A 19,050-nucleotide genomic window follows, 5' to 3' on the forward strand; every position below is an offset into this window, starting at 1 on the left:
AGCTGTAGAACAGCGCCTCCTGCGCCACCGTCCGCTCGCCCATCATCGGCCCGTCTCCGCTCGCCTCAAGGCAATTGAATCAGACCACCGACACTACTGCAAGCCAGCCTTTTTCAACACAATCGGGCGATTGCGGAGACTCGAGGGTGCAGCCTTACTGCCGTTCGCGACCGATAAAGCCAAATTTGGCGAAGCCAACATCAGGGTGTTTAGCGATCCAAGCGGACAAGCAGTCGAATGCGCGGTCCGATCGGGCGATTGCGAGTGTCACAGTCGCCCTATCACCTGATTGAACGATTTTCGCAGATGCCTTGCACTGTGCGATGGCCGCTTTGATCGCGCTGACCCCTGCAGCAGGGCCTTCGGCGAATGGAAAAGCCCTAAGGTATTGAGTATGACCGGCTACCAGCAATGACGCTAAAATGAAAATCATCGCGCTATCCTGCACCCGGAGCAGAAAGGCTGCAATTGGTGGATTGTGTTGAAAAACTCCGCCGAGGATCGAACCTCCCCGACCTCGCGCAACTATGTTGCACAAATCACCCGACCCTGCGCAGTTTGTTTCGGCTCGCAATCTCCCAATGGTCTATAGTTTTACGGTCGGGGTGCGCCATCAGGGCTGCGCGAGTTTTTCAACACAATCGGTGGAAAGCGGACATTAGGTTTTCGCCAGAATGCGTTCGGCTTGCCCGACCGGAACGCCGAGGAGTTGGGCAATCCGCTGGGCTGAAATGTCAGGCCGCGTTTTCTTCAAGTCCTCTACAGTCCAGACCAGCGATCCGTCAGTTTGATCGAGAAAGACGCAGGGGCGAACGCCCAACGCGTGTCCCGTCTCCAACACCTGCTCATAAGTGAGGAACTCTGAAGGCCATTCGTTCTCCGTCAGTATGCGGGTGGCTTCATCGGCATCCAGCCGCCTCAAGAAATGCTCGTCGAAAATGCGCTCCTCTTGCGCGATCATCCAGTCTTGGCCGCATACGCGACATCGCGAGAGGTACAGCCACCATGCGTCTCCCCCGTGGTCACGCACGTTCTCGATCGTCGCGAACACCCGCTCGTCAAGTGCGTAGCCGCCCATGGGAACGGCTGCCAAGTCGGACAAGGATGAGCAGCAGCACGTGTTCGCTGGTTCGGTCATACGCCGGTCATACGACTGATAGCGAAGGCCCGCTATCGGGCGATAGCGGAATGCCCGTTTTCAGAATGCAATCCGCGATCCGCCGATGACCGGAATTGGGAGGATTGTGTTGAAAAACTCCGCCGAGGATCGAACCTCCCCGACCTCGCGCAACTATGTTGCACAAATCACCCGACCCTGCGCAGTTTGTTTCGGCTCGCAATCTCCCAATGGTCTATAGTTTTACGGTCGGGGTGCGCCATCAGGGCTGCGCGAGTTTTTCAACACAATCGGGAGGATTGCGGACGTTCAGCGGCATGCTAGTTTGATACGATGAACGAAGAGCCTATCGCCCAGCTGCGCAGGCTGCTGATCGAGGAGCACGGCATTCCTGCCGCGGACGTGACCAATGACGCCCGTATCGTCCACGATCTTGGTGTCGATGGCGATGATGCGGCAGAACTTTTGCAGCGGCTACACGTCGATTTCGGCACTGACTTTGAAGCCTTAGACAAACAATGGAAGCTGTTTTTCAACTCCGAGGGGCCGGGTTGGCGGTCGATTCTCCTCGACATCCCTTTGCTCCTAGTATGCGGCGGCGCGGCTGGCATCATTGTTGGTCGTTATGGTTGGCCAAAAATCATCGCCTACGGCTCAGCAGTGACAGTCTTCTTTGCCGCCTCATGGCTCTTCTCACGCTGGTTGGTGCCGAGTTGCGGCCGCTCACCGTGTCAGGGTTAGCAGAGATAATTCAGGCGGGATGCTGGCCATCGGATCCTACGATCGTCCGCTAAAGGACGAGCCGCAGGAACGTCCGAGTGTCTGCAATTGGGCGATTGTGTTGAAAAACTCCGCCGAGGATCGAACCTCCCCGACCTCGCGCAACTATGTTGCACAAATCACCCGACCCTGCGCAGTTTGTTTCGGCTCGCAATCTCCAATGGTCTATAGTTTTACGGTCGGGGTGCGCCATCAGGGCTGCGCGAGTTTTTCAACACAATCGGTGGTTAGCGGACATTGCGGGTGCGGCGCTTCACCAACGTTCCCAATGAGGTTTAGAGATCGCTTTCAAATTCGTAACGCGAGACAAGACGAGGCGCTCTGGCGCTTGGGGGTGGCTTCCTTCGAGTTGGGAGCGATCCAACCTGACTGTCCCTCGCACATCGGCAAGGGATGCTCGATCCCATGACTGTCCAATGGCTGGTCGCTTAGCTGCTTCGCGCAGAAGCTGACCTCGGAAGGGACCTTCTACCGCAAAAGAACCTTTCTCGCATTGGGTCGGCGAAGCGCCGACCAAGGTATCTCCATTTACAAGCTCAGGCGGGGGCAACGTGACTAGGATGGTAACCTGACCAATAACCGTTTGTTGATCGCGGAAATCTTGAGCTCTCCAACATTGGGGAAGCCGCTTAGGAAGTGCTCGTCCGCATGAGCTTATCGCGAACAGGGCTAATACAAGAACGAGGAAGCGCATTAGGCACTTATCGGAAACTGCCACAAGTTCCGCAAGTGAGGTAAGCGGAACTATGAGCGGGACTCGAAGCCACCGAGCGCTTCACCTGCTAGCAGCGCCCGCTCCAACAGCGTCAGGGCCAAGATTAGCTTACCAGATGAACGAGCAACTGCAATTAGGGCGCCATGCGATACCAAAGGAGGTCCGCAAGTGGGCGATCACCGCCGGTCGAACGCAATCGTCTCGGCTGTAGCGAACGGCGGGCTGACCACGGCTTTATACCAATCGGCACGGAAGCCCGGCAGTGCGGATAGATGCGCGATCAGGTCTGGCCAGCCAACCGCTTCCTCGTGGAACGACCATACATGCCCAGCGATCTCGACATCGCAGCAGATCAAATCCGTCGTAATTTCATCCCGTTTGTAAAAGACCACCGCGCAGACATCGGGCAGCGGTAACTGAGCAAGGACGGCTGGCGTGATCGTCATTACCATATGATGCCTTGCTAAACGAGAGGCGGCAATTGGGAAGCACCAAGCCTGCCTCAAGCGACCGGGTTTGGGCGTTAGCGGACACGGGGTATGCCTGCTGCTATTTGGGGTACATCGCCTCAGAAAAGTGCGGAATTGCGCCGCTGCGGCGGAGGGTATCTCCGCCGCGCACTCGTGCTTTCGGGCGGAAAACGTCGGGGGATCACCCACCGAGCCCGAGAACAATTCGTGCTTTCGAGTAGGAATTCGTCGGCGGGCGGCGCCACCCGCCGACGATGAAAGGGGCCGGTAAGGCGGCCCTATAACCGCCGGCCTGGGGCCTCGCGAGCGGACCAGGACGTGTCTCGGCCCCAGCGCTCCGCTGGGTATGCCGCCAGCCAAGCGCGCCGCGATCGGTGCGCCCATCCCATGAGGTATCGATGCTGACCATCGCGGCCGTGAAGGCAGCGCGGACGAAGCCGCGCGCCTACAAGATCTACGACGAGCGCGGGCTGTTCCTGTTCGTCGCGCCGTCCGGCCTGAAATCCTATCGGCTGCGCTTCCGCTTCGGCGGCAAGGAACAGCTGCTCGTCATCGGCAGCCATCCCGAGGTGACTTTGGACCAGGCGCGCGATCGGCGCGATGCGGCGCATGAGCAGATCGCGCGCGGCGAAGACCCGCGCGCGGCCGATCGCACGTCGGCCGGCGCCCGGACCTTCGACCAGGCGGCGCGCGCCTGGCACGCGCTGCGCGTTGCCGACTGGACGCCGATCCATGCCAGCGACGTGATGGTGAGCCTGGAGCGCGACGTCTTTCCGGCGATCGGCGCGCTGCCGCTCGGCGAGGTGACGCGGCCGCAGGTGCTGGCGCTGCTGCGCGCGATCGAGGCGCGCGGCGCGAAGGAGACGGCGCGGCGCATCCAGCAGCGCATCTCCTGCGTCTTCAAGCTGGCGATGTCGGAGGGCTGGTGCGACATCAACCCGGCCGGCGAGGTGACGGAGGGCCTGGCCAAGGCCCGCGCGGGCGGCCGGCATCCGGCGATCGTCGATGCGGCCGAGCTGCGCGGCCTGCTCGCGGCGGTCGACGCGCTGCGCGCCGCGCCCGTCGTCGTGCTGGCGTCGCGATTCCTGGCGCTGACCGCCGTCCGCCTTGGATCGCTGCGCGGCGCGCGCTGGGACGAGATCGAGGATCTCGACGGTGCCGAGCCAGTCTGGCGCGTGCCGGCGGCGCGGATGAAGCTCTCGGCCGAGAAGAAGCTTGACCCGGCGAACGATCACCTGGTCCCGCTGTCGCCGGCGGCCGTCGCGGTGCTGCGGCGTGTTCGTGCTATCGCGGACGCTTCGCCGCTGATCTTCCCGGCCGGCAGCGGCACCGCGCCGATCGCCGAACGCGCGATCGGCGACCTGTATCGCCGCGCCGGCTATGCCGGTCGCCATGTGCCGCACGGCTGGCGGGCCAGCTTCTCGACGATCCTGAACGAGCAGATGCCGGACCAGCGCGGCACGATCGACCGGGCGCTGGGCCATGCCGGCGGCGGCAAGGAGGCGGCCGAGCTGAAGATCAATGTCGCGGTCGAGGGGGCGTACAACCGCTCGACACACCTTGGCCCGCGTCGGGCGCTGTTCGATGCCTGGGCGGCGATCCTGGTCGACGGCCCCGCCGGCGCGACGCTGGATTGAGAGGACGGATTTCTCCGCCAATCCCCCCTGGGCAGCCCGGGGCGGCGCAAGCCGCCACGCACCGACAGCCGGGTCTTGGCGGTCGGGTGAGGGGGGGGCGCCATTTCGGCGTGGGGGGATCTCAAACTGTCCGAGCGAAGCTCGCTTCCTTATCTCCTTAAACCTTGGAACCCATCGGGCTTCGACAAAATGTCACCCCGGTGGGGCTTTCGAGGCGAGGCGGGTGGCGAAGGCGATGGCTGCCGCTTCGCGGGTCGCATAATCCTCCGGCGGCTTGACCTGGGCGGCCGCGATGGCGGCCATGCAGCGCGCCCATCCGACCGGATTGAGCAGGGCAGGGATGCGACATTTGGGCCTGGCGCGCTTCACCAGCGGTGTGCGACTGGGCGGCTTGCCTCGGCTCTCCTCGCGCGTTTCGCGGGCGTAGCGTTCGCGCTTCAGCCGGCCGAGCGTCTGATCATAGATTTCACGGAGCCACGGCGCCCGCCGTGCCAGATCGTCCGGCGAGAAATAGTAGAGGTCGCTGATCTGGATATCCTGGTCGACGCCCGGCGCCGTCGCCAACCCGGTCTTCATCGATCGGTGGACATAGGTGATGATGCCCAGTTCGGCGAACCGCTTCTTCAGGCGCTGCCAATGGCGCGGGTTGCAGCCCACCCGTTCAGCGATCTGGCTGTTGGCCAAGTCGTTGGTGCCCGAGAAATGGTCGAAGCCGTGCTTCGGGTCGAACAGCACCTTCAGCGCCGCCACACCAGCGCGGCCGAACAGACCCTGGCTGTACTGGACCGCGTTCGCGGTCGCGACTTGCACCTCGTCGATCATCAACAACAACGCCTTGATCGCCAGACGCGCGCTTTCCAGCGTCCCGTCGCCGCCGAGCGGCGCGTGGATCGCACCTTCGCGGCTGTCGATATCGTAGGTGTGCCGGCGAACGCGGCTCAGGCCGCGTGGGCGAGGGGAGCGCGCGGTCATGCCGCTGCTCCCCGACCGCTCAGATGCGGCGCGGCCCGGTCAACAATTCCACTGGGTCGACCAGGTCTTGGGTGAGCAGGTCCGCCCACTCCTGCGCCAATTGGCGACGCCGAGGCATGTAGGACGCCCGATTGTAAGCTGCCTCCACACCCTCGGGTATGTGCGCCAGCATAAGGTCGATTATTGCGCGGTCGCTGATCCGGTCTGCGACAGCAGCACGCTCGTTCATCACGGTCGAGAAGGTCGACCGCCAGCCATGAGGAACATGCACGCCGGCAAAGCCCGCGTCGCGATAGGCTTTGCTGATCGTGCTGTCGCTGATCGGCCGGCGTGGATGGCGCACGCTGCGGAAGATGAGCGCGGCTTTGCCTGAGAACCCCATCGCCACCTTCACCGTCGCGACGGCTTGTCGAGAGAGGGGGACGACAAAGGCGAAATCCTGATCGCGCTTTCGCTCGACTGCCAGTTTCATCTTGGGGGCCGGAATGCGCCAGATCGGATTGGGGCCGTCCAGCTCCTCGAACTCTTCCGCCGTTGTCAGCCTCAGAACGGCGGAGCGAACCGCGGTAAGGGCCAGAAGGCGCGAGCCGAGCTTCGTCAGCGGGTGCGCCGGCTGAGCTTCCACTTTCCGCAACACGTCGCGTGCGGCCTCGATGGTGCGTACGGCCGGGAACTTGCCCTTCGCCACCTTGCCCAGCGCCCGGCCGGCAACGGCCGCCGGGTCGGTGGTAGCGATGCCGCTGCCGATCGCACGTGCGAAAATCTCTGACAAACGTTGACGCGTCCGATGCGCTGTCTCGATCGCGCCGCGCGCCTCGATCGGTCGCAGGACTTCCAGCACCAGGGGCGTAGTGATCGAATCGATCGGCAGCGATCCTAGGTGAGGGAAGACATCCTTCTCCAGGCTGCTCTTCACCAAGGCGGCGTGCCGTTGGGACCAGACCGGTTCCTGGCTTTGCATCCACTCGACCGCCATCGCCTCGAAAGATGCGCCCGCCTGGGCTGTCGCTGCAGCCTTGCGCTGCCGCTTCTCCAAGGCTGGATCTTGCCCATTCTGCAGAGCGCGAGCCGCGATCGCACGCTTCTCGCGGGCCTCCGCTGCAGTGACGCCAGGATAGAGGCCGAACGTCAGCCTCTTCTCCTTTCCGCCGATTCGATATTTCCAACGCCAGGATTTCGCGCCACTCGGCAGCACCTCCAGATAGAGGCCCTGACCGTCGCGAAGCTTGTACGGCTTCTCCTCCGCCTTCGCGCGGCGGCACGCCAAGTCGGTCAGCACCTGGAAGCCTCCAGTTTGCCGATGCCCCCAACTCCCATTTCTGATGCCCCCAAAATGCCCCCAAATCGTGCGCGCTGCACGGGGATGGTTTGGGACAATGTGGGTTAATCAGCAAGACTAAAAATGGCGGATTTTGGCCACTTTTCGGCTGTCTTGAGAAGCTCTGAAATGATGCCTTGGCGGAAGAGGTGGGATTCGAACCCACGGAACGGTTGCCCGTTCGCCGGTTTTCAAGACCGGTGCCTTAAACCGCTCGGCCACTCTTCCGCGCCACGGTTGCTGACGCCTCGATAGCGTGCGCGGCCGTCCGTGCAACCCCGGCGATGACCGGAGCTTGCCCCTTTGCCCCCTTTGCGGCGACAAGCGCCGGCATGTGGGGGAAGATTTTCACGCTCGCCATGCTGGGTCTCGGCCTTGCCGTCGATCCGGCCAGCGCCCAGGATGCAGCCGGCAACGATGCGTTCCAGGCCTATCTGGCGCAGGTTCGCACCCGCGCGATTGCGGAGGGCGTGCGCCCCGACACGGCGACGCGCGAACTGGCGGGGCTAACCGTCAATCCACGCGTCATCGAACTGGATCGGGGGCAGCCGGGCAATCCGGGCAATACCAGCATCTCGCCCTTCGCGCCCTACCGGATCGAGCATGTGGATGCGCAGCGCATCGGTCGCGGCCGCAGCGTCTATCAGGCGCAGCGGGCGCGGCTCCAGGCCATCGAGCGTGACACCGGCGTGCCGGAGGCGATCATGGTCGCGATCTGGGGGCATGAGACGAATTACGGCAGCTATACCGGCAATTTCGACCTGATCCGCTCGCTCGCCTCGCTCGCCTATGAGGGCCGTCGGCGCAGCCTGTTCGAGCCGGAACTGATCGCGGCGCTGAAGATGATCGACAAGGGAGTGACGCGGGCACAGCTCAAGGGAAGCTGGGCGGGGGCGACCGGCAATCCGCAGTTCCTGCCGTCCATCTATCTGCGTCTGGCGCGAGACGGCGACGGCGATGGCCGGGCGGATATCTGGAACAGCCAGGCGGACACGCTCGCCTCCATCGCCAACTATTTCGCCAATGCCGGATGGCGACCAGGCCAGCCCTGGGGCGTCGCGGTGGGCGTGCCGGCCGGCTTCGACCGCAGCACGATCGCCAACCGGCTGGTGTCGCCGCGCTGCCCCCGCGTCTTTCAGCGGCATAGCGCCTGGCGCAGCATGGCGGAGTGGCGCGCGCTGGGCCTGACGCCAATGGGCCGCGCCTGGCCCGCCGACGACGTGCAGGCGACGCTGATCGAGCCGGACGGGCCGGGCAATACCGCCTATCTGCTGACCGGCAACTACCGCGTCATCCTCGATTACAATTGCTCCAACTTCTACGCCCTGTCGGTGGGATTGCTGGCCGATGCGGTGGCGGGCTGAGGCGGCGGCGCTCGCCGCGCTCCTGGCGCTGTCGGGCTGCGGCGGTCGTTATGCGAAGACGGGACTGGCAAGCTGGTATGGCGAGGAGCTGGCGGGCCGCCCCACCGCCAGTGGCGAGCGGTTCGACCCGACTGGCTTCACCGCCGCGCACCGCCGATTGCCACTCGGCAGCCTGGCGCAGGTCACCGACCTGTCGACCGGCCGATCGATCCTGGTCCGGATCAACGATCGCGGGCCATATCGCCACGGCCGGCTGATCGATCTGTCGCGGGGCTCTGCGCAACTGCTCGGCACCGACCGTCGCGCCGTGGCGAAGGTACGGGTGCACGCGGTTTCCCGGGGGAAACCCGGCACGATCATCGCCCAGGGTCGTGGCGGAACCCCCGTCACCGCGCCGGTGGTCGCGCCGGGCCCGACGACCGGCCATTATCTGGTCCAGGTCGCCACCTTCGCCAGCCACGAACGGGCCATGGCGCTTGCCGCGCAGATTGTCGGTATGGTGGTGCCAGCCGGCACGCTGTGGCGCGTGCAGCAGGGGCCATTCGATTTCGCGGACGCGCAGCAAGCGCGTGACGCCGCCGTCGCGCGCGGCTATGCCGATGCCCATCTTCTCGCCACCGACTGAATGACGGACCAAAAATTCATGAAGACCCTGTTCGGACCGCTCGCCGCCCCGCTCGCCATCGTCGCGCTGGCGGTGCCCTCGACCGCCGCGGCGCCGCAGTTCGATACGCCGGCCCCGATCGCCTTCCTCCAGGACATGTCGACCGGCGCGGTGCTGTTCGCGCGCGATGCGGACCGACGGATGCCGCCCGCCTCAATGGCGAAGATGATGACCGTCTATGTCGCCTTCGACCTGATCAAGCGCGGCGATCTGAAGCTGAACGACATGGTCACCGTGCAGCCGGAAACGTGGAAGAAGTGGCACGGTCCCGCCGCCGGATCGACCATGTTCCTGTCGCCGGGCGAGCAGGTGAGCGTCGCCAACCTGCTCTACGGCATCGTCACGCTGTCGGGTAACGACGCGTGCGTCGTGCTCGCCGAGCATATCGCCGGGACGGAACCCTCCTTCACCGAGCGGATGAACCGCGACGCGCAGAAGATCGGCCTGAAGAACAGTCATTTCGGCACGTCGAACGGCTGGCCGGACGGCGGCGTCACCTATGTCACCGCGCGTGACCTGGCGACGCTGGCCGAGGCGACGATCACCAATTTCCCGCAACTCTACAAGCAGTTCTACAGCCGCCGCGACTTCACCTGGGGCAAGACCATGGGCGGCAACGAGATCACCCAGGCGAATCGCGATCCCCTGCTGGGCCGCGTCGCCGGGGCGGACGGGCTGAAGACCGGCCATACCGAGGAGGCGGGCTATGGCTTCACCGGTTCGGCCGAGCAGAATGGCCGCCGGCTGGTCATGGTCATGGCAGGCCTCGGCAGTGCCGGTCAGCGGGTCGAGGAATCGGTCAAGTTCATGAACTGGGGCTTCCGCGCCTGGCAGGCCAAGCCGATCGCCGCCAAGGGCAAGCAGGTCGGCTCCGCGCAGGTGCAGCTGGGCGATGCGACCACGGTGGGTCTGGTCGCGGGCGATACGCTGAAGGTGACGTTGCCCGGGGGGATGGCACCCGAGATGGCGGCGAAGATCGTCTATCAGGGACCGGTCAAGGCGCCGATCAAGGCGGGCCAGCATATCGCCGACCTGGTCATCACCGCGCCCGATATGCCGGAACAGCATCTGCCGCTGGTCGCCGCCAGCGACGTGGGCGAGGCGGGTTTCTTCCGCCGCGCGTGGAACGGGCTGATGTCCTTTTTCGCGTGATCGCGAGCGCATGACGATCCGGGGGCATGACGCGGCCAGGACGGCGTTCCTGGCGGCCCTGGACACCGGCGTCCTTCATCATGCCTGGCTGCTCGCCGGGCCGGAGGGGGTCGGCAAGGCCGGCTTCGCGCGCGAGGCGGCCTGGCGGATGCTGGCGCTTGGCGCGGCCGAGCCGCTGGCGCCCGGACTGGCGGTGGGCGAGGGGAGTCGGACGCGGGCCCTGGCGGAGGCGGGGGCGCATCCCGATTTCCGCATCCTGCGCCGCCTGCCCAAGGATGCGGACAAGCCGGACTCGGACCTGGCCCGGTCGATCACCATCGCCCAGGTCCGCACGCTCCAGCCGATGTTCGCGACGATGCCGGCGCTGTCGGCGCGTCGCGTGGTCATCATCGATTCGATCGACGATCTGGAGCGGAGCGGAGCCAATGCGCTGCTCAAGAATCTCGAAGAGCCGCCCGCCGGCACCATCTTCCTGCTGGTCAGCCACGCGCCGGGCAAGCTGCTGCCGACGATCCGGTCGCGCTGTCGCCTGTTGCGGTTCGAACGGCTGGACGATGCCCTGACCGGGACGGTGCTGCGCGACCTGCTGCCCGAGGCGGACGAAGGCGAGATCGCGGCCCTGGTCGCGGCGGCGGATGGCGCGCCGGGGCGGGGGCTGCGTTTCGCCGGGCTCGACCTGGCCAGGGTCGATGCGGCGATCGCGGCGATCGCGGCGGATGGCGATCCCGACAATATGCGCCGCGCGGCACTGGCCAGGCAGCTCGCGGGCAAGGCGGCACAGGAACGCTATGAGGCGTTCCTCGACCGCGCGCCGAGTTTCATCGCGCATCAGGCCCGCACGCGGCAGGGCGCGGCGCTCAAGACCGCGCTCGACGCCCATGCCGCCGCGCGCGACCTGGCCGGCGCGGCGCGGGGCCTGTCGCTCGACGCTTCGGGCACGATCTTCGAAATGGCCGGACTTGTCGCGCGGCTCCACGCCGCGTAACCGGCGCGCATGGCCGAACCCTATTACATCACCACCGCCATCCATTATCCCAATGGGCGTCCGCATATCGGACATGCCTATGAAATGGTCGCGGCCGACGTCATCGCGCGTTTCCAGCGTCAGGCGGGGCGAGACGTGCTGTTCCAGACCGGCACCGACGAACACGGGCTGAAGATGGCGCAGGCGGCCCGCGCACGCGGGCTGGAGACGCGCGCCTTCGCCGACGAGATGTCATCGCATTTCAGCGTGATGGCGGATCGCTTCCAGATTTCCTACGACCGGTTCATCCGGACCGTCGACACCGACCATTATGCCGCCAGCCAGGCGATCTGGCAGGCAATGGTCGAGGCGGGCGATCTGTATCTCGACCGGTATGAGGGCTGGTATTCGGTTCGCGACGAGGCCTTTTACGACGAGAAGGAGCTGGTCGAAGGGGAAGGGGGCGCCAAGCTCTCGCCCCAGGGTACGCCGGTCGAATGGACGGCGGAGGAGACCTGGTTCTTCCGCTTGTCCAAGTACCAGCAGCCTCTGCTCAATCTCTACGCCGCCAATCCCGACTTCATCCGGCCCGAGAGCCGGCGCAACGAGGTGATGCGCTTCGTGGAGGGCGGACTCTCCGACCTGTCGGTGTCGCGCACCAGCTTTGACTGGGGCGTGCCGGCGCCGGGAAGCCCGGGCCATGTCATGTATGTCTGGGTCGATGCCCTGACCAACTACCTGACCGGCACCGGCTATCCGAACCCGGATGCGGACAAAGCCCGTTTCTGGCCCGCGGACCTGCACCTGATCGGCAAGGACATCGTGCGGTTCCACGCCGTCTACTGGCCCGCCTTCCTGATGTCGGCGAAGATCCCGTTGCCCAAGAGCGTGTTCGGCCACGGCTTCCTGCTCAGCCGGGGCGAGAAGATGTCCAAGTCGCTGGGCAATGTCGTCGATCCGATGGAGCTGGCCGATCTGTTCGGTATCGATGCCCTGCGCTACTTCTTCCTGCGCGAGGTCAGCTTCGGGCAGGATGGCAGCTATTCGGCCGAGGCGATCGTGACGCGCGTCAATGCCGAGCTGGCCAATGCGTTCGGCAATCTGGCGCAGCGGACCCTGTCGTTCATCGCCAAGAATTTGGGCGGCGCGCTGCCCGAGGCGGGGCGGAGCGATCCGGCCGATGCGATGCTGATCGAGGAGGTCGTCGTCGCCTGCGCCGGGTTGAAGTCGGGCTTTTCCGACCTGATGCTCAGCCAGGGGATTGAAAGCTGGATTCGCGGCGTCTATGCCTGCAACCAGTATATCGACGTGCAGGCACCCTGGGCGCTGCGCAAGACCGATCCCGAACGGATGCATGCGGTGCTCGGCACGCTGGTCCGCGCGATCCGCATGCTCGCCATCGCCATTCTTCCCGTCGTACCGGACGGCGCGGGCAGGGTGCTCGACCTGCTAGGTGTGGAGCAGCGTGACCATGCGGCGATCGACGATGATGGCTGGTATGCGCGCCAAATGGAGGCGGGCTTTCGCCTGGGCACGCCCATGCCCGCTTTTCCCCGCCTGGAAGCTCCTGTAGAGTCCGCCTGATGCTTGCCGACAGCCACTGCCACCTAAACTATCCAGGACTGGTCGAGCATCAGCAGACGGTGCTGGAGCGCGCGCGGGCGAGGGGGGTCACCGCGATGCTCAACATCGCCACGCGGGAGAGCGAGTGGGATGCGGTGCTCGCCACCGCTGAGCGCGAGGCCGATGTCTGGGCGACGGTCGGTATTCACCCCAATGAGGCGGACGCCCACCCGCATGTCGATACCGCCAAGCTGGTCGCCCGCGCCGCGCATCCGCGGGTCGTCGGCATCGGCGAGTCCGGGCTCGACTATCACTACGACCATAGCGGTCCCGAGCAGCAACAGGCCAGTTTCCGCGCCCATATCGCCGCCTGTCGCAAGACCGGCCTTCCCCTGATCGTCCACACCCGAGATGCGGAAGCGGACACGATCGCGATCCTGCGCGACGAAATGGACAGGGGCGCCTATCCCGGCGTCATCCACTGTTTCACGGCGAGCCGAGATTTTGCCGATAAGGCACTGGAACTCGGCCTTTATATCTCCATCTCCGGGATCGTGACGTTCAAGAACGCCAAGGAAATCCAGGATACGGCGCGCATCATCCCCGCCGACCGTCTGCTGATCGAAACCGACGCGCCCTTCCTTGCGCCGGTGCCGCATCGAGGCAAGCCGGGCGAACCCGGCTTCGTCGCGGACACGCTGGCCTTTCTAGCGCAATTGCGTGGCGAGGCCCCGGAGGCGCTGGCGGAGCGCACCGCCACCAACTTCCACACCCTGTTCGGCAAGACGCGCGGATGAGGGCGCGCATCCTCGGCGCGGGCACTTCGTCGGGGGTGCCGCGGATCGGCAATGACTGGGGCGCATGCGATCCGGCCGAGCCGCGCAATCGCCGCACCCGTGCCTCGCTGCTCGTCGAACATGGCGATACGCGCATCCTGATCGACAGCGGCCCCGATATGCGCGAGCAACTGCTCGCGGCCGAGGTGGGGACCTTCGACGCGGTGATCTGGACCCACGATCATGCCGATCATTGCCATGGCATCGACGACCTGCGGCAGGTGTTCCACGCGCTGGGCCGGCCGGTGCGCGGATTGGCCCGACCGGCGACGCTCGACGCCCTCCGGACGCGCTTCGCCTATGCCTTTAACGGGCGTCCGGGGTATCCACCGACGATCGCGGCCGACATCCTGCCGGACCGGATCACCATCGGCGACATCACCGTCACCGTCACGGATCAGCCGCATGGTAATGTAACCAGCGCCGGGCTGCGCTTCGAGGCAGAGGGGTATAGCATCGGCTACGCCACGGATTTCAACGTGATGACCGATGCGATGCGGGCGCTCTACCAAGAGTTGGACGTGTGGATCGTCGATGCGCTTCGCCACAAGCCGCATCCGTCGCACCCGACCGTGGAGCAGGTGCTCGGCTGGATCGAGGCGTTCAAGCCGGGGCGGGCGGCGCTGATCCATATGGACCAGAGCCTCGACTATCGGACATTGGCGGCGGCGCTGCCAGCCGGTGTCGAGCCGGGCTATGACGGGCTGACAGTGGGGCGATGAGCGATCGCGGCGCGGACATGCTATTCTATGCGCTGCTGCTGATCCTGCCGCTCGCGGGCCTGATCGCCCGTCGGCCGCCCTTGGCGCAGATGCTGAAGATGGCATTGGCCTGGATTGGCATTTTCGCGGTCGGCCTGCTGGCGGTCAGCCAACGCGACCGATTGCCCAATCTGTTCTCCGACCAGCGGGTCAGCGGCGGCGAGACGCGGATACGGCAGGACGCCGACGGGCATTTCTACGCCGACGCCGAAATCGACGGCGTGAAGCGACGGATGCTGATCGACAGCGGCGCCACGACCACCGCCTTGTCGGTCGGGACCGTCAAGGCGCTGGGGCTGAGCCTGAACGGGAGTCCGTTCGCGGCGCTGATCCAGACGGCCAATGGTCGCGTCGCCGCTGATACGGCGCGGGTGAAGGCGCTCAGCGTCGGTTCGATCCGGATGCGCGACCTGGGCGTCGTGGTGTCGCCGGCGTTCGGCGATACGGACGTGTTGGGCATGAACTTCCTGTCGCGGCTGGCGTCTTGGCATGTCGATGGTCAGACGCTGGTGATGACGGCCACCGACGCCACCCGCAGAACCTCGGCGGAATAACCACGGATTTTACATAATGTTTATTATCGAGCAAGCTCTGGCATGAGGATCGCGCTGTGATCGAACGTCTGGTCACCATCATGGCGCGGCTGCGCGATCCGGTGTCCGGCTGCGAATGGGATCGCGCGCAGACCTCCGCCTCGATCGCGCCCTATGCGATTGAGGAAGCGCATGAGGTCGTCGACGCCATCGCGCGCGACGATGCCGCCGACCTGCGCGACGAACTGGGTGACCTGTTGCTGCAGGTCGTCTTCCACGCCCGGATCAACGAAGAGGCCGGCCGCTTCGCTTTGCCGGATGTGGTCGGTTCGATCGCGGACAAGATGGAGCGGCGTCATCCGCATATTTTTGCTGACGCCGCCGCGTCCCCCGGTTGGGAGGCGATCAAAGCCGACGAACGCCGCATCAAGGCGGACGACAGCGCGCTGGCCGGTGTCGCGCTGGCCCTGCCGGCGCTGATGCGGGCCGAGAAGTTGCAGAAACGCGCCGCCAGGGTCGGTTTCGACTGGCCCGATACCGATGGGCCGCGCGCCAAGATCGACGAAGAGATCGCCGAGGTCGAGACGGCCGCGCCCGAAGACCGCGCCGAGGAAATCGGCGATCTGTTGTTCGCGGTGGTCAATTGGGCGCGGCATCTGCAGATCGATCCGGAAGTCGCGCTGCGCGCCGCCAATGCCAAGTTCGAACGTCGTTTCCGCAGCATGGAGGCGATGGCTGGCCCGCTCGACGGCCGGCCGCTCGACGCGATGGAGGAACTCTGGGACGCCGCCAAGGCGCAAGAGTCGAAGCCGGTGGCGTGAGCCGGTTCGAACGGTTCGCCGCGATCGACTGGTCCGGCGCGCGGGGAACCCGACATCGCGGGATCGCGCTCGGCCTGTGCGAGGCGGGGGATGGGCCCCCTTCCCTCGTTCACGCGCCCGATGCCCGGCCCTGGTCGCGCACCGCCATCGCCGATTGGATCGTCGCGCATCGGGACGCGCCGATGCTGGTCGGAATGGATTTCAGCTTCTCCGCCCCCTTTGTCGAGCGGGGGGCGCATCTGCCCGGAGAGAGTCGCACCGCCGACGCTCGTGCGCTCTGGGCGCTGGTCGAGGCGGAAAGCGAAGACCCGGACCTGGGCGCCGCCGACTTTATACAGCAACGGCGCGGCCGCCATTTCTATCTGGGTGCGGCCGATGGGGTTAAGCGTGATTTCCTCCACTGGCGACAATGCGAGATGACGTCGCCGGGCGAGCGCAAGCCCTCGACCGTCTATGATGCGATCGGCGCGGCCCAAGTCAGCAAGGCGAGTTTCGCCGGTATGCGCTTGCTCTATCGCCTGTCGGGCAAGGTGGCGATCTGGCCGTTCGATCCCATGCCCGAAACCGGTCTGGTATTGGTCGAAATCTATACCGCCATCGCCGCACGCGCGGCCGGGATACGCAAGGGACGCAGCAAGATCCGCGACGCGGCCGGGCTCGACATGGCACTGGCGCAGCTGGGCAGTGCGGCGCATTACCCCCTGCCCGCCTATGACGATCACGCCACCGACGCGATCCTGACCGCCGCCTGGCTCCGTCGTCACGCGGATGATCGTGCGCTCTGGACTCCGGGACGACTGACGCCGCAGATCGCGGCGACGGAGGGGTGGACCTTCGGGGTGAAGTAAGGCCATGCGCCCGCGTCGGGTTACGATCCCGGTCAATACCCGCTATGTCCCCGGGCATGGAACAACAGGCTTTGGTTATCGCGCTGATCGGTGCGCTCGGCATCGGTGCGCAATGGATCGCCTGGCGGACTGGCTGGCCGGCGATCGCGCTGATGCTGGTCGCGGGGGTGGTCGCGGGCCCCGTCACCGGGTTGATCGATCCCCATCATATCTTCGGCGACCTGCTCGAACCTCTGGTGTCGCTGGCCGTCGCCCTGATCCTGTTCGAGGGCGGGCTGAGCCTCAATGTTCGCGAGCTGCGACGCACCGACGGCGCGGTCGCGCGGCTGTTGCTGCTCGGCGTGCCGCTCGGCTGGCTGTTCGGAGCGCTCGCCTGCTATTATATCGGCGGCCTGGTCTGGCCGGTCGCGATCCTGTTCTCGGGCATCTTGGTGGTGACGGGCCCCACGGTCGTGCTGCCGCTGCTTCGCCAGAGCAATATCGCCACCCGCCCCCGCGCGATCCTGAAATGGGAAGCGATCGTCAACGACCCGATCGGCGCGCTTTGCGGGGTGATCACCTATGAATATCTGCGCCGCGCCGGCGAGGGCGTCACCCTTCCCTCGCTGCTCGGCTCGCTGGTCGCGGCCAGCGTCGTCGCGGGGCTGATCGGCTGGGGAAGCGCACGGGCGATCGGCTGGGCCTTTCCACGCGGGCATGTGCCGGAATATCTGAAAGCGCCCGTATTGTTGGTCGCGGTGCTCGGCGCGTTCGTGCTGTCCAATCTGGTGCAGCAGGAAACCGGTCTGCTGGCCGTCACGGTAATGGGCGTGGCGCTGGCCAATATGCGGCTGGATTCGCTCCGCGACATTCACCCCTTCAAGGAAAACGTCACCGTCCTGCTGATCTCCGGCGTGTTCGTGCTGCTGTCGGCGACGCTCAACCTGACGGTGCTGGAGCGGTTCGAGTGGCGGTTCCTGGCCTTCCTGGTGGCGCTGCTTTTCCTGGTTCGGCCGGCGACGGTGCTGCTCAGCCTGGCCTTCACCCGCGTGCCCTGGAACGAGCGATTGCTGATCGCCTGGATCGCGCCGCGCGGTATCGTCGCCGTCGCCATCTCCGGCCTGTTCGCGCTTCGGCTTGACCAACTCGGCTATGCGGACGGCTCGATCCTGGTCACCCTGTCCTTCGCGGTGGTGGTCGCGACGATCATCGCGCACGGCTTCTCGATCGGCCCGGTCGCGAAGCTGCTCAAGGTCACCGGGCCGACCGAACGGGGCCTGCTGCTGGTCGGCTGCACGCCCTGGAGCCTGGAGCTGGCACGGATGCTGCGCCAGTTGGATGTGCTGGTCACGATCGCCGACACCAGCTGGCAGCGACTGGCCCCGGCCCGTCACGCCGGCATCCCCGCCTATCATGGCGAGATCCTGGCCGAGGCGACCGAGGACCGGCTCGACCTGTCGCAGTTTGAGGTGCTGGTCGCCACCAGCGACAACGAAGCTTATAATGCCCTGGTATGCAGCGAATTCGCGCATGAGATCGGCCGTGACAAGGTCTATCAGCTGGGTGGCGACGGCAGCGCCGGCGAAGAGGACGACCGGGCCCTACCCGCATCGCTGCGCGGTCGCGCGCTGTTCAGCAGCGGCCACGGCGTCGAGGCGGTGATGGAACGCCAGCAACAGGGTTGGACCTTCCGTAAGACGCGGATCACCGAGAAGTTCGACTTCGACACCGCGCGCGCGGGCATGGCGGACGAGGCGGACATGCTGCTGCTGTGGCGCAAGGGCGCGCCGCTGCGCTTCTTCTCGCATGCCAGCCGTCCGACGCCGCAGAGCGGCGATACGATCATCAGCTATGGACCGCCGGCACCGATGACCGCGCGGCGCATGACGGAGGGAGTGGCATCATGATACGTACGTTGGGAGCGATCGGCCCGATCGCGTTGATCCTGGCCGCCTGCACGCCGGCGGCCGATACGACCGGCAATGGCGCGGCGGCGCAACCGGCAGACAATGCGGCTGCCGAAAATGCGCCCGGCAACGATGTCGCCGGCAACACGAGCGGCAACGAAGCGGCACCGGTCCGATCGATCCTGCGTCCGGAGATCGTCGCACCCGAACCCGAGCCGCCCGCGCTCGAACCACTAGACCGGGTCATTCCCTTTCCGCAACCCGGCCATCAGCTCGACGACGAGGGTCGCAAGCTGCTGGATAGCCTGCTGACCGACCCGATCATGAAAGCAGGCGGCGCGATCACGCTCAGCGGCCATTCGGACAGCAAGGGCGAGGATCGCGCCAATCTGCGAGTCTCGCGCCAGCGGGCCGAGGCGGTGCGCGACTATCTGGTCGAGAAGGGCGTCGCCCCGACACGGATCACCGTCGTCGCGCTCGGCGAGACGCGTCCTCTGGTGCCGAACGCCCATCCGGATGGCTCGGACGATCCTGCCGCCCGAGCGCGTAACCGGCGCGTCGAAATCGCGATCGCGCTGCCGGACGCGCCTGCGCCGGATACCTCTGGTGTTGCCGGAAGCAACGCTCAGGCGGCTGCACAATAGGAGGG

Annotated in this window: 19 protein-coding genes and 1 tRNA gene; 14 read left to right on the forward strand and 6 right to left on the reverse strand. The window is 65.7% G+C overall.

Annotated features, from left to right (window positions below; all coding sequences use genetic code 11):
• Positions 1–154 precede the first annotated feature (154 nt).
• Both BRX43_RS20290 and BRX43_RS11365 read right to left on the reverse strand, forming a co-directional pair.
• Positions 155–433, reverse strand: coding sequence for a hypothetical protein (locus tag BRX43_RS20290; RefSeq protein WP_164523586.1), 279 nt, complete (start codon positions 431–433; stop codon positions 155–157).
• 225 nt (positions 434–658) lie between these two features.
• On the reverse strand, positions 659–1,138 hold the full coding sequence (locus tag BRX43_RS11365) for a hypothetical protein (RefSeq protein WP_125994990.1): 480 nt from the start codon (positions 1,136–1,138) through the stop codon (positions 659–661).
• 312 nt (positions 1,139–1,450) lie between these two features.
• On the opposite strand from BRX43_RS11365, the gene BRX43_RS11370 reads away from it, so the two are divergent.
• A complete protein-coding gene (locus tag BRX43_RS11370; RefSeq protein WP_125994991.1) occupies positions 1,451–1,858 on the forward strand; it encodes a hypothetical protein in 408 nt (135 codons plus the stop codon).
• Positions 1,859–2,788: 930 nt separating this feature from the next.
• Here BRX43_RS11370 and BRX43_RS11375 read toward each other — a convergent pair.
• Positions 2,789–3,058 carry a hypothetical protein gene (locus BRX43_RS11375; protein ID WP_125994992.1) on the reverse strand — a complete coding sequence of 90 codons (270 nt, stop codon included), beginning with the start codon at positions 3,056–3,058 and terminating at the stop codon, positions 2,789–2,791.
• 422 nt (positions 3,059–3,480) lie between these two features.
• On the opposite strand from BRX43_RS11375, the gene BRX43_RS11380 reads away from it, so the two are divergent.
• Complete coding sequence (locus BRX43_RS11380) at positions 3,481–4,719, forward strand: integrase arm-type DNA-binding domain-containing protein (protein ID WP_125994993.1); 1,239 nt, start codon at positions 3,481–3,483, stop codon at positions 4,717–4,719.
• A gap of 192 nt (positions 4,720–4,911) precedes the next feature.
• Here the strand turns inward: BRX43_RS11380 and BRX43_RS11385 are convergent, their stop codons facing one another.
• From BRX43_RS11385 to BRX43_RS11395, 3 genes are all read right to left on the reverse strand, one after another.
• Entirely contained in the window at positions 4,912–5,691 is a 780-nt protein-coding gene (locus BRX43_RS11385) for a hypothetical protein (RefSeq protein WP_125994994.1), read from the reverse strand.
• Between the two features lie 19 nt (positions 5,692–5,710).
• Complete coding sequence (locus BRX43_RS11390; RefSeq protein WP_125994995.1) at positions 5,711–6,970, reverse strand: integrase arm-type DNA-binding domain-containing protein; 1,260 nt, start codon at positions 6,968–6,970, stop codon at positions 5,711–5,713.
• A 177-nt stretch (positions 6,971–7,147) separates the two neighbouring features.
• Positions 7,148–7,237, reverse strand: a tRNA-Ser gene (locus BRX43_RS11395).
• A gap of 104 nt (positions 7,238–7,341) precedes the next feature.
• Here BRX43_RS11395 and BRX43_RS11400 point away from each other — a divergent pair.
• The 12 genes from BRX43_RS11400 to BRX43_RS11455 are packed head-to-tail and all read left to right on the forward strand — an operon-like array spanning position 7,342 to position 19,045.
• Complete coding sequence (locus tag BRX43_RS11400) at positions 7,342–8,373, forward strand: lytic murein transglycosylase (RefSeq protein WP_125994996.1); 1,032 nt, start codon at positions 7,342–7,344, stop codon at positions 8,371–8,373.
• Positions 8,357–8,998, forward strand: a complete 642-nt coding sequence (locus BRX43_RS20850; protein WP_164523587.1) for an SPOR domain-containing protein — start codon at positions 8,357–8,359, stop codon at positions 8,996–8,998. The genes BRX43_RS11400 and BRX43_RS20850 overlap by 17 nt, the downstream gene beginning before the upstream one ends.
• Positions 8,999–9,016: 18 nt before the next feature.
• Entirely contained in the window at positions 9,017–10,189 is a 1,173-nt protein-coding gene (locus BRX43_RS11410) for a D-alanyl-D-alanine carboxypeptidase family protein (protein ID WP_125994997.1), read from the forward strand.
• A 10-nt stretch (positions 10,190–10,199) separates the two neighbouring features.
• On the forward strand, positions 10,200–11,174 hold the full coding sequence (locus BRX43_RS11415) for an AAA family ATPase (protein ID WP_125994998.1): 975 nt from the start codon (positions 10,200–10,202) through the stop codon (positions 11,172–11,174).
• Between the two features lie 9 nt (positions 11,175–11,183).
• Positions 11,184–12,737 carry a methionine--tRNA ligase gene (gene metG, locus BRX43_RS11420; RefSeq protein WP_125994999.1) on the forward strand — a complete coding sequence of 518 codons (1,554 nt, stop codon included), beginning with the start codon at positions 11,184–11,186 and terminating at the stop codon, positions 12,735–12,737.
• Positions 12,737–13,513 carry a TatD family hydrolase gene (locus BRX43_RS11425; RefSeq protein WP_125995000.1) on the forward strand — a complete coding sequence of 259 codons (777 nt, stop codon included), beginning with the start codon at positions 12,737–12,739 and terminating at the stop codon, positions 13,511–13,513. Before metG ends, BRX43_RS11425 begins: the two co-directional genes overlap by 1 nt.
• The gene (locus tag BRX43_RS11430; RefSeq protein ID WP_125995001.1) at positions 13,510–14,274 is read left to right on the forward strand and encodes an MBL fold metallo-hydrolase; all 765 of its coding nucleotides are present in this window, start codon (positions 13,510–13,512) and stop codon (positions 14,272–14,274) included. The genes BRX43_RS11425 and BRX43_RS11430 overlap by 4 nt, the downstream gene beginning before the upstream one ends.
• Positions 14,271–14,867, forward strand: coding sequence for a retropepsin-like aspartic protease (locus BRX43_RS11435; RefSeq protein ID WP_125995002.1), 597 nt, complete (start codon positions 14,271–14,273; stop codon positions 14,865–14,867). The genes BRX43_RS11430 and BRX43_RS11435 overlap by 4 nt, the downstream gene beginning before the upstream one ends.
• Before the next feature lie 56 nt (positions 14,868–14,923).
• Positions 14,924–15,667: a nucleoside triphosphate pyrophosphohydrolase gene (mazG, locus tag BRX43_RS11440; RefSeq protein ID WP_125995003.1), complete on the forward strand. Its 744-nt coding sequence runs from the start codon at positions 14,924–14,926 to the stop codon at positions 15,665–15,667.
• Entirely contained in the window at positions 15,664–16,515 is an 852-nt protein-coding gene (locus BRX43_RS11445; protein WP_125995004.1) for a hypothetical protein, read from the forward strand. The genes mazG and BRX43_RS11445 overlap by 4 nt, the downstream gene beginning before the upstream one ends.
• A 56-nt stretch (positions 16,516–16,571) precedes the next feature.
• Entirely contained in the window at positions 16,572–18,401 is a 1,830-nt protein-coding gene (locus tag BRX43_RS11450) for a sodium:proton antiporter (protein WP_125995005.1), read from the forward strand.
• Positions 18,398–19,045 (forward strand): OmpA family protein, encoded by a 648-nt coding sequence (locus BRX43_RS11455; RefSeq protein ID WP_125995006.1) that lies wholly within the window; start codon positions 18,398–18,400, stop codon positions 19,043–19,045. The genes BRX43_RS11450 and BRX43_RS11455 overlap by 4 nt, the downstream gene beginning before the upstream one ends.
• Positions 19,046–19,050 lie beyond the last annotated feature (5 nt).

The sequence above is a fragment of the Sphingomonas sp. S-NIH.Pt15_0812 genome (genome assembly GCF_003951315.1).
Taxonomy (GTDB): Bacteria; Pseudomonadota; Alphaproteobacteria; order Sphingomonadales; family Sphingomonadaceae; genus Sphingomonas.

What these genes read in the sequence shown, in the direction of transcription:
- BRX43_RS11410 (WP_125994997.1), top strand. Translation starts at nt 9,017, where the DNA reads ATGAAGACCCTGTTCGGACCGCTCGCCGCCCCGCTCGCCATCGTCGCG.
- BRX43_RS11400 (WP_125994996.1), top strand. Translation starts at nt 7,342, where the DNA reads ATGTGGGGGAAGATTTTCACGCTCGCCATGCTGGGTCTCGGCCTTGCC.
- BRX43_RS11385 (WP_125994994.1), bottom strand. Translation starts at nt 5,691, where the DNA reads ATGACCGCGCGCTCCCCTCGCCCACGCGGCCTGAGCCGCGTTCGCCGG.
- BRX43_RS11370 (WP_125994991.1), top strand. Translation starts at nt 1,451, where the DNA reads ATGAACGAAGAGCCTATCGCCCAGCTGCGCAGGCTGCTGATCGAGGAG.
- BRX43_RS20850 (WP_164523587.1), top strand. Translation starts at nt 8,357, where the DNA reads ATGCGGTGGCGGGCTGAGGCGGCGGCGCTCGCCGCGCTCCTGGCGCTG.
- BRX43_RS11430 (WP_125995001.1), top strand. Translation starts at nt 13,510, where the DNA reads ATGAGGGCGCGCATCCTCGGCGCGGGCACTTCGTCGGGGGTGCCGCGG.
- BRX43_RS11380 (WP_125994993.1), top strand. Translation starts at nt 3,481, where the DNA reads ATGCTGACCATCGCGGCCGTGAAGGCAGCGCGGACGAAGCCGCGCGCC.
- BRX43_RS11425 (WP_125995000.1), top strand. Translation starts at nt 12,737, where the DNA reads ATGCTTGCCGACAGCCACTGCCACCTAAACTATCCAGGACTGGTCGAG.
- BRX43_RS11375 (WP_125994992.1), bottom strand. Translation starts at nt 3,058, where the DNA reads ATGACGATCACGCCAGCCGTCCTTGCTCAGTTACCGCTGCCCGATGTC.
- BRX43_RS20290 (WP_164523586.1), bottom strand. Translation starts at nt 433, where the DNA reads ATGATTTTCATTTTAGCGTCATTGCTGGTAGCCGGTCATACTCAATAC.
- BRX43_RS11450 (WP_125995005.1), top strand. Translation starts at nt 16,572, where the DNA reads ATGGAACAACAGGCTTTGGTTATCGCGCTGATCGGTGCGCTCGGCATC.
- BRX43_RS11365 (WP_125994990.1), bottom strand. Translation starts at nt 1,138, where the DNA reads ATGACCGAACCAGCGAACACGTGCTGCTGCTCATCCTTGTCCGACTTG.
- BRX43_RS11435 (WP_125995002.1), top strand. Translation starts at nt 14,271, where the DNA reads ATGAGCGATCGCGGCGCGGACATGCTATTCTATGCGCTGCTGCTGATC.
- BRX43_RS11415 (WP_125994998.1), top strand. Translation starts at nt 10,200, where the DNA reads ATGACGATCCGGGGGCATGACGCGGCCAGGACGGCGTTCCTGGCGGCC.
- metG (WP_125994999.1), top strand. Translation starts at nt 11,184, where the DNA reads ATGGCCGAACCCTATTACATCACCACCGCCATCCATTATCCCAATGGG.
- BRX43_RS11455 (WP_125995006.1), top strand. Translation starts at nt 18,398, where the DNA reads ATGATACGTACGTTGGGAGCGATCGGCCCGATCGCGTTGATCCTGGCC.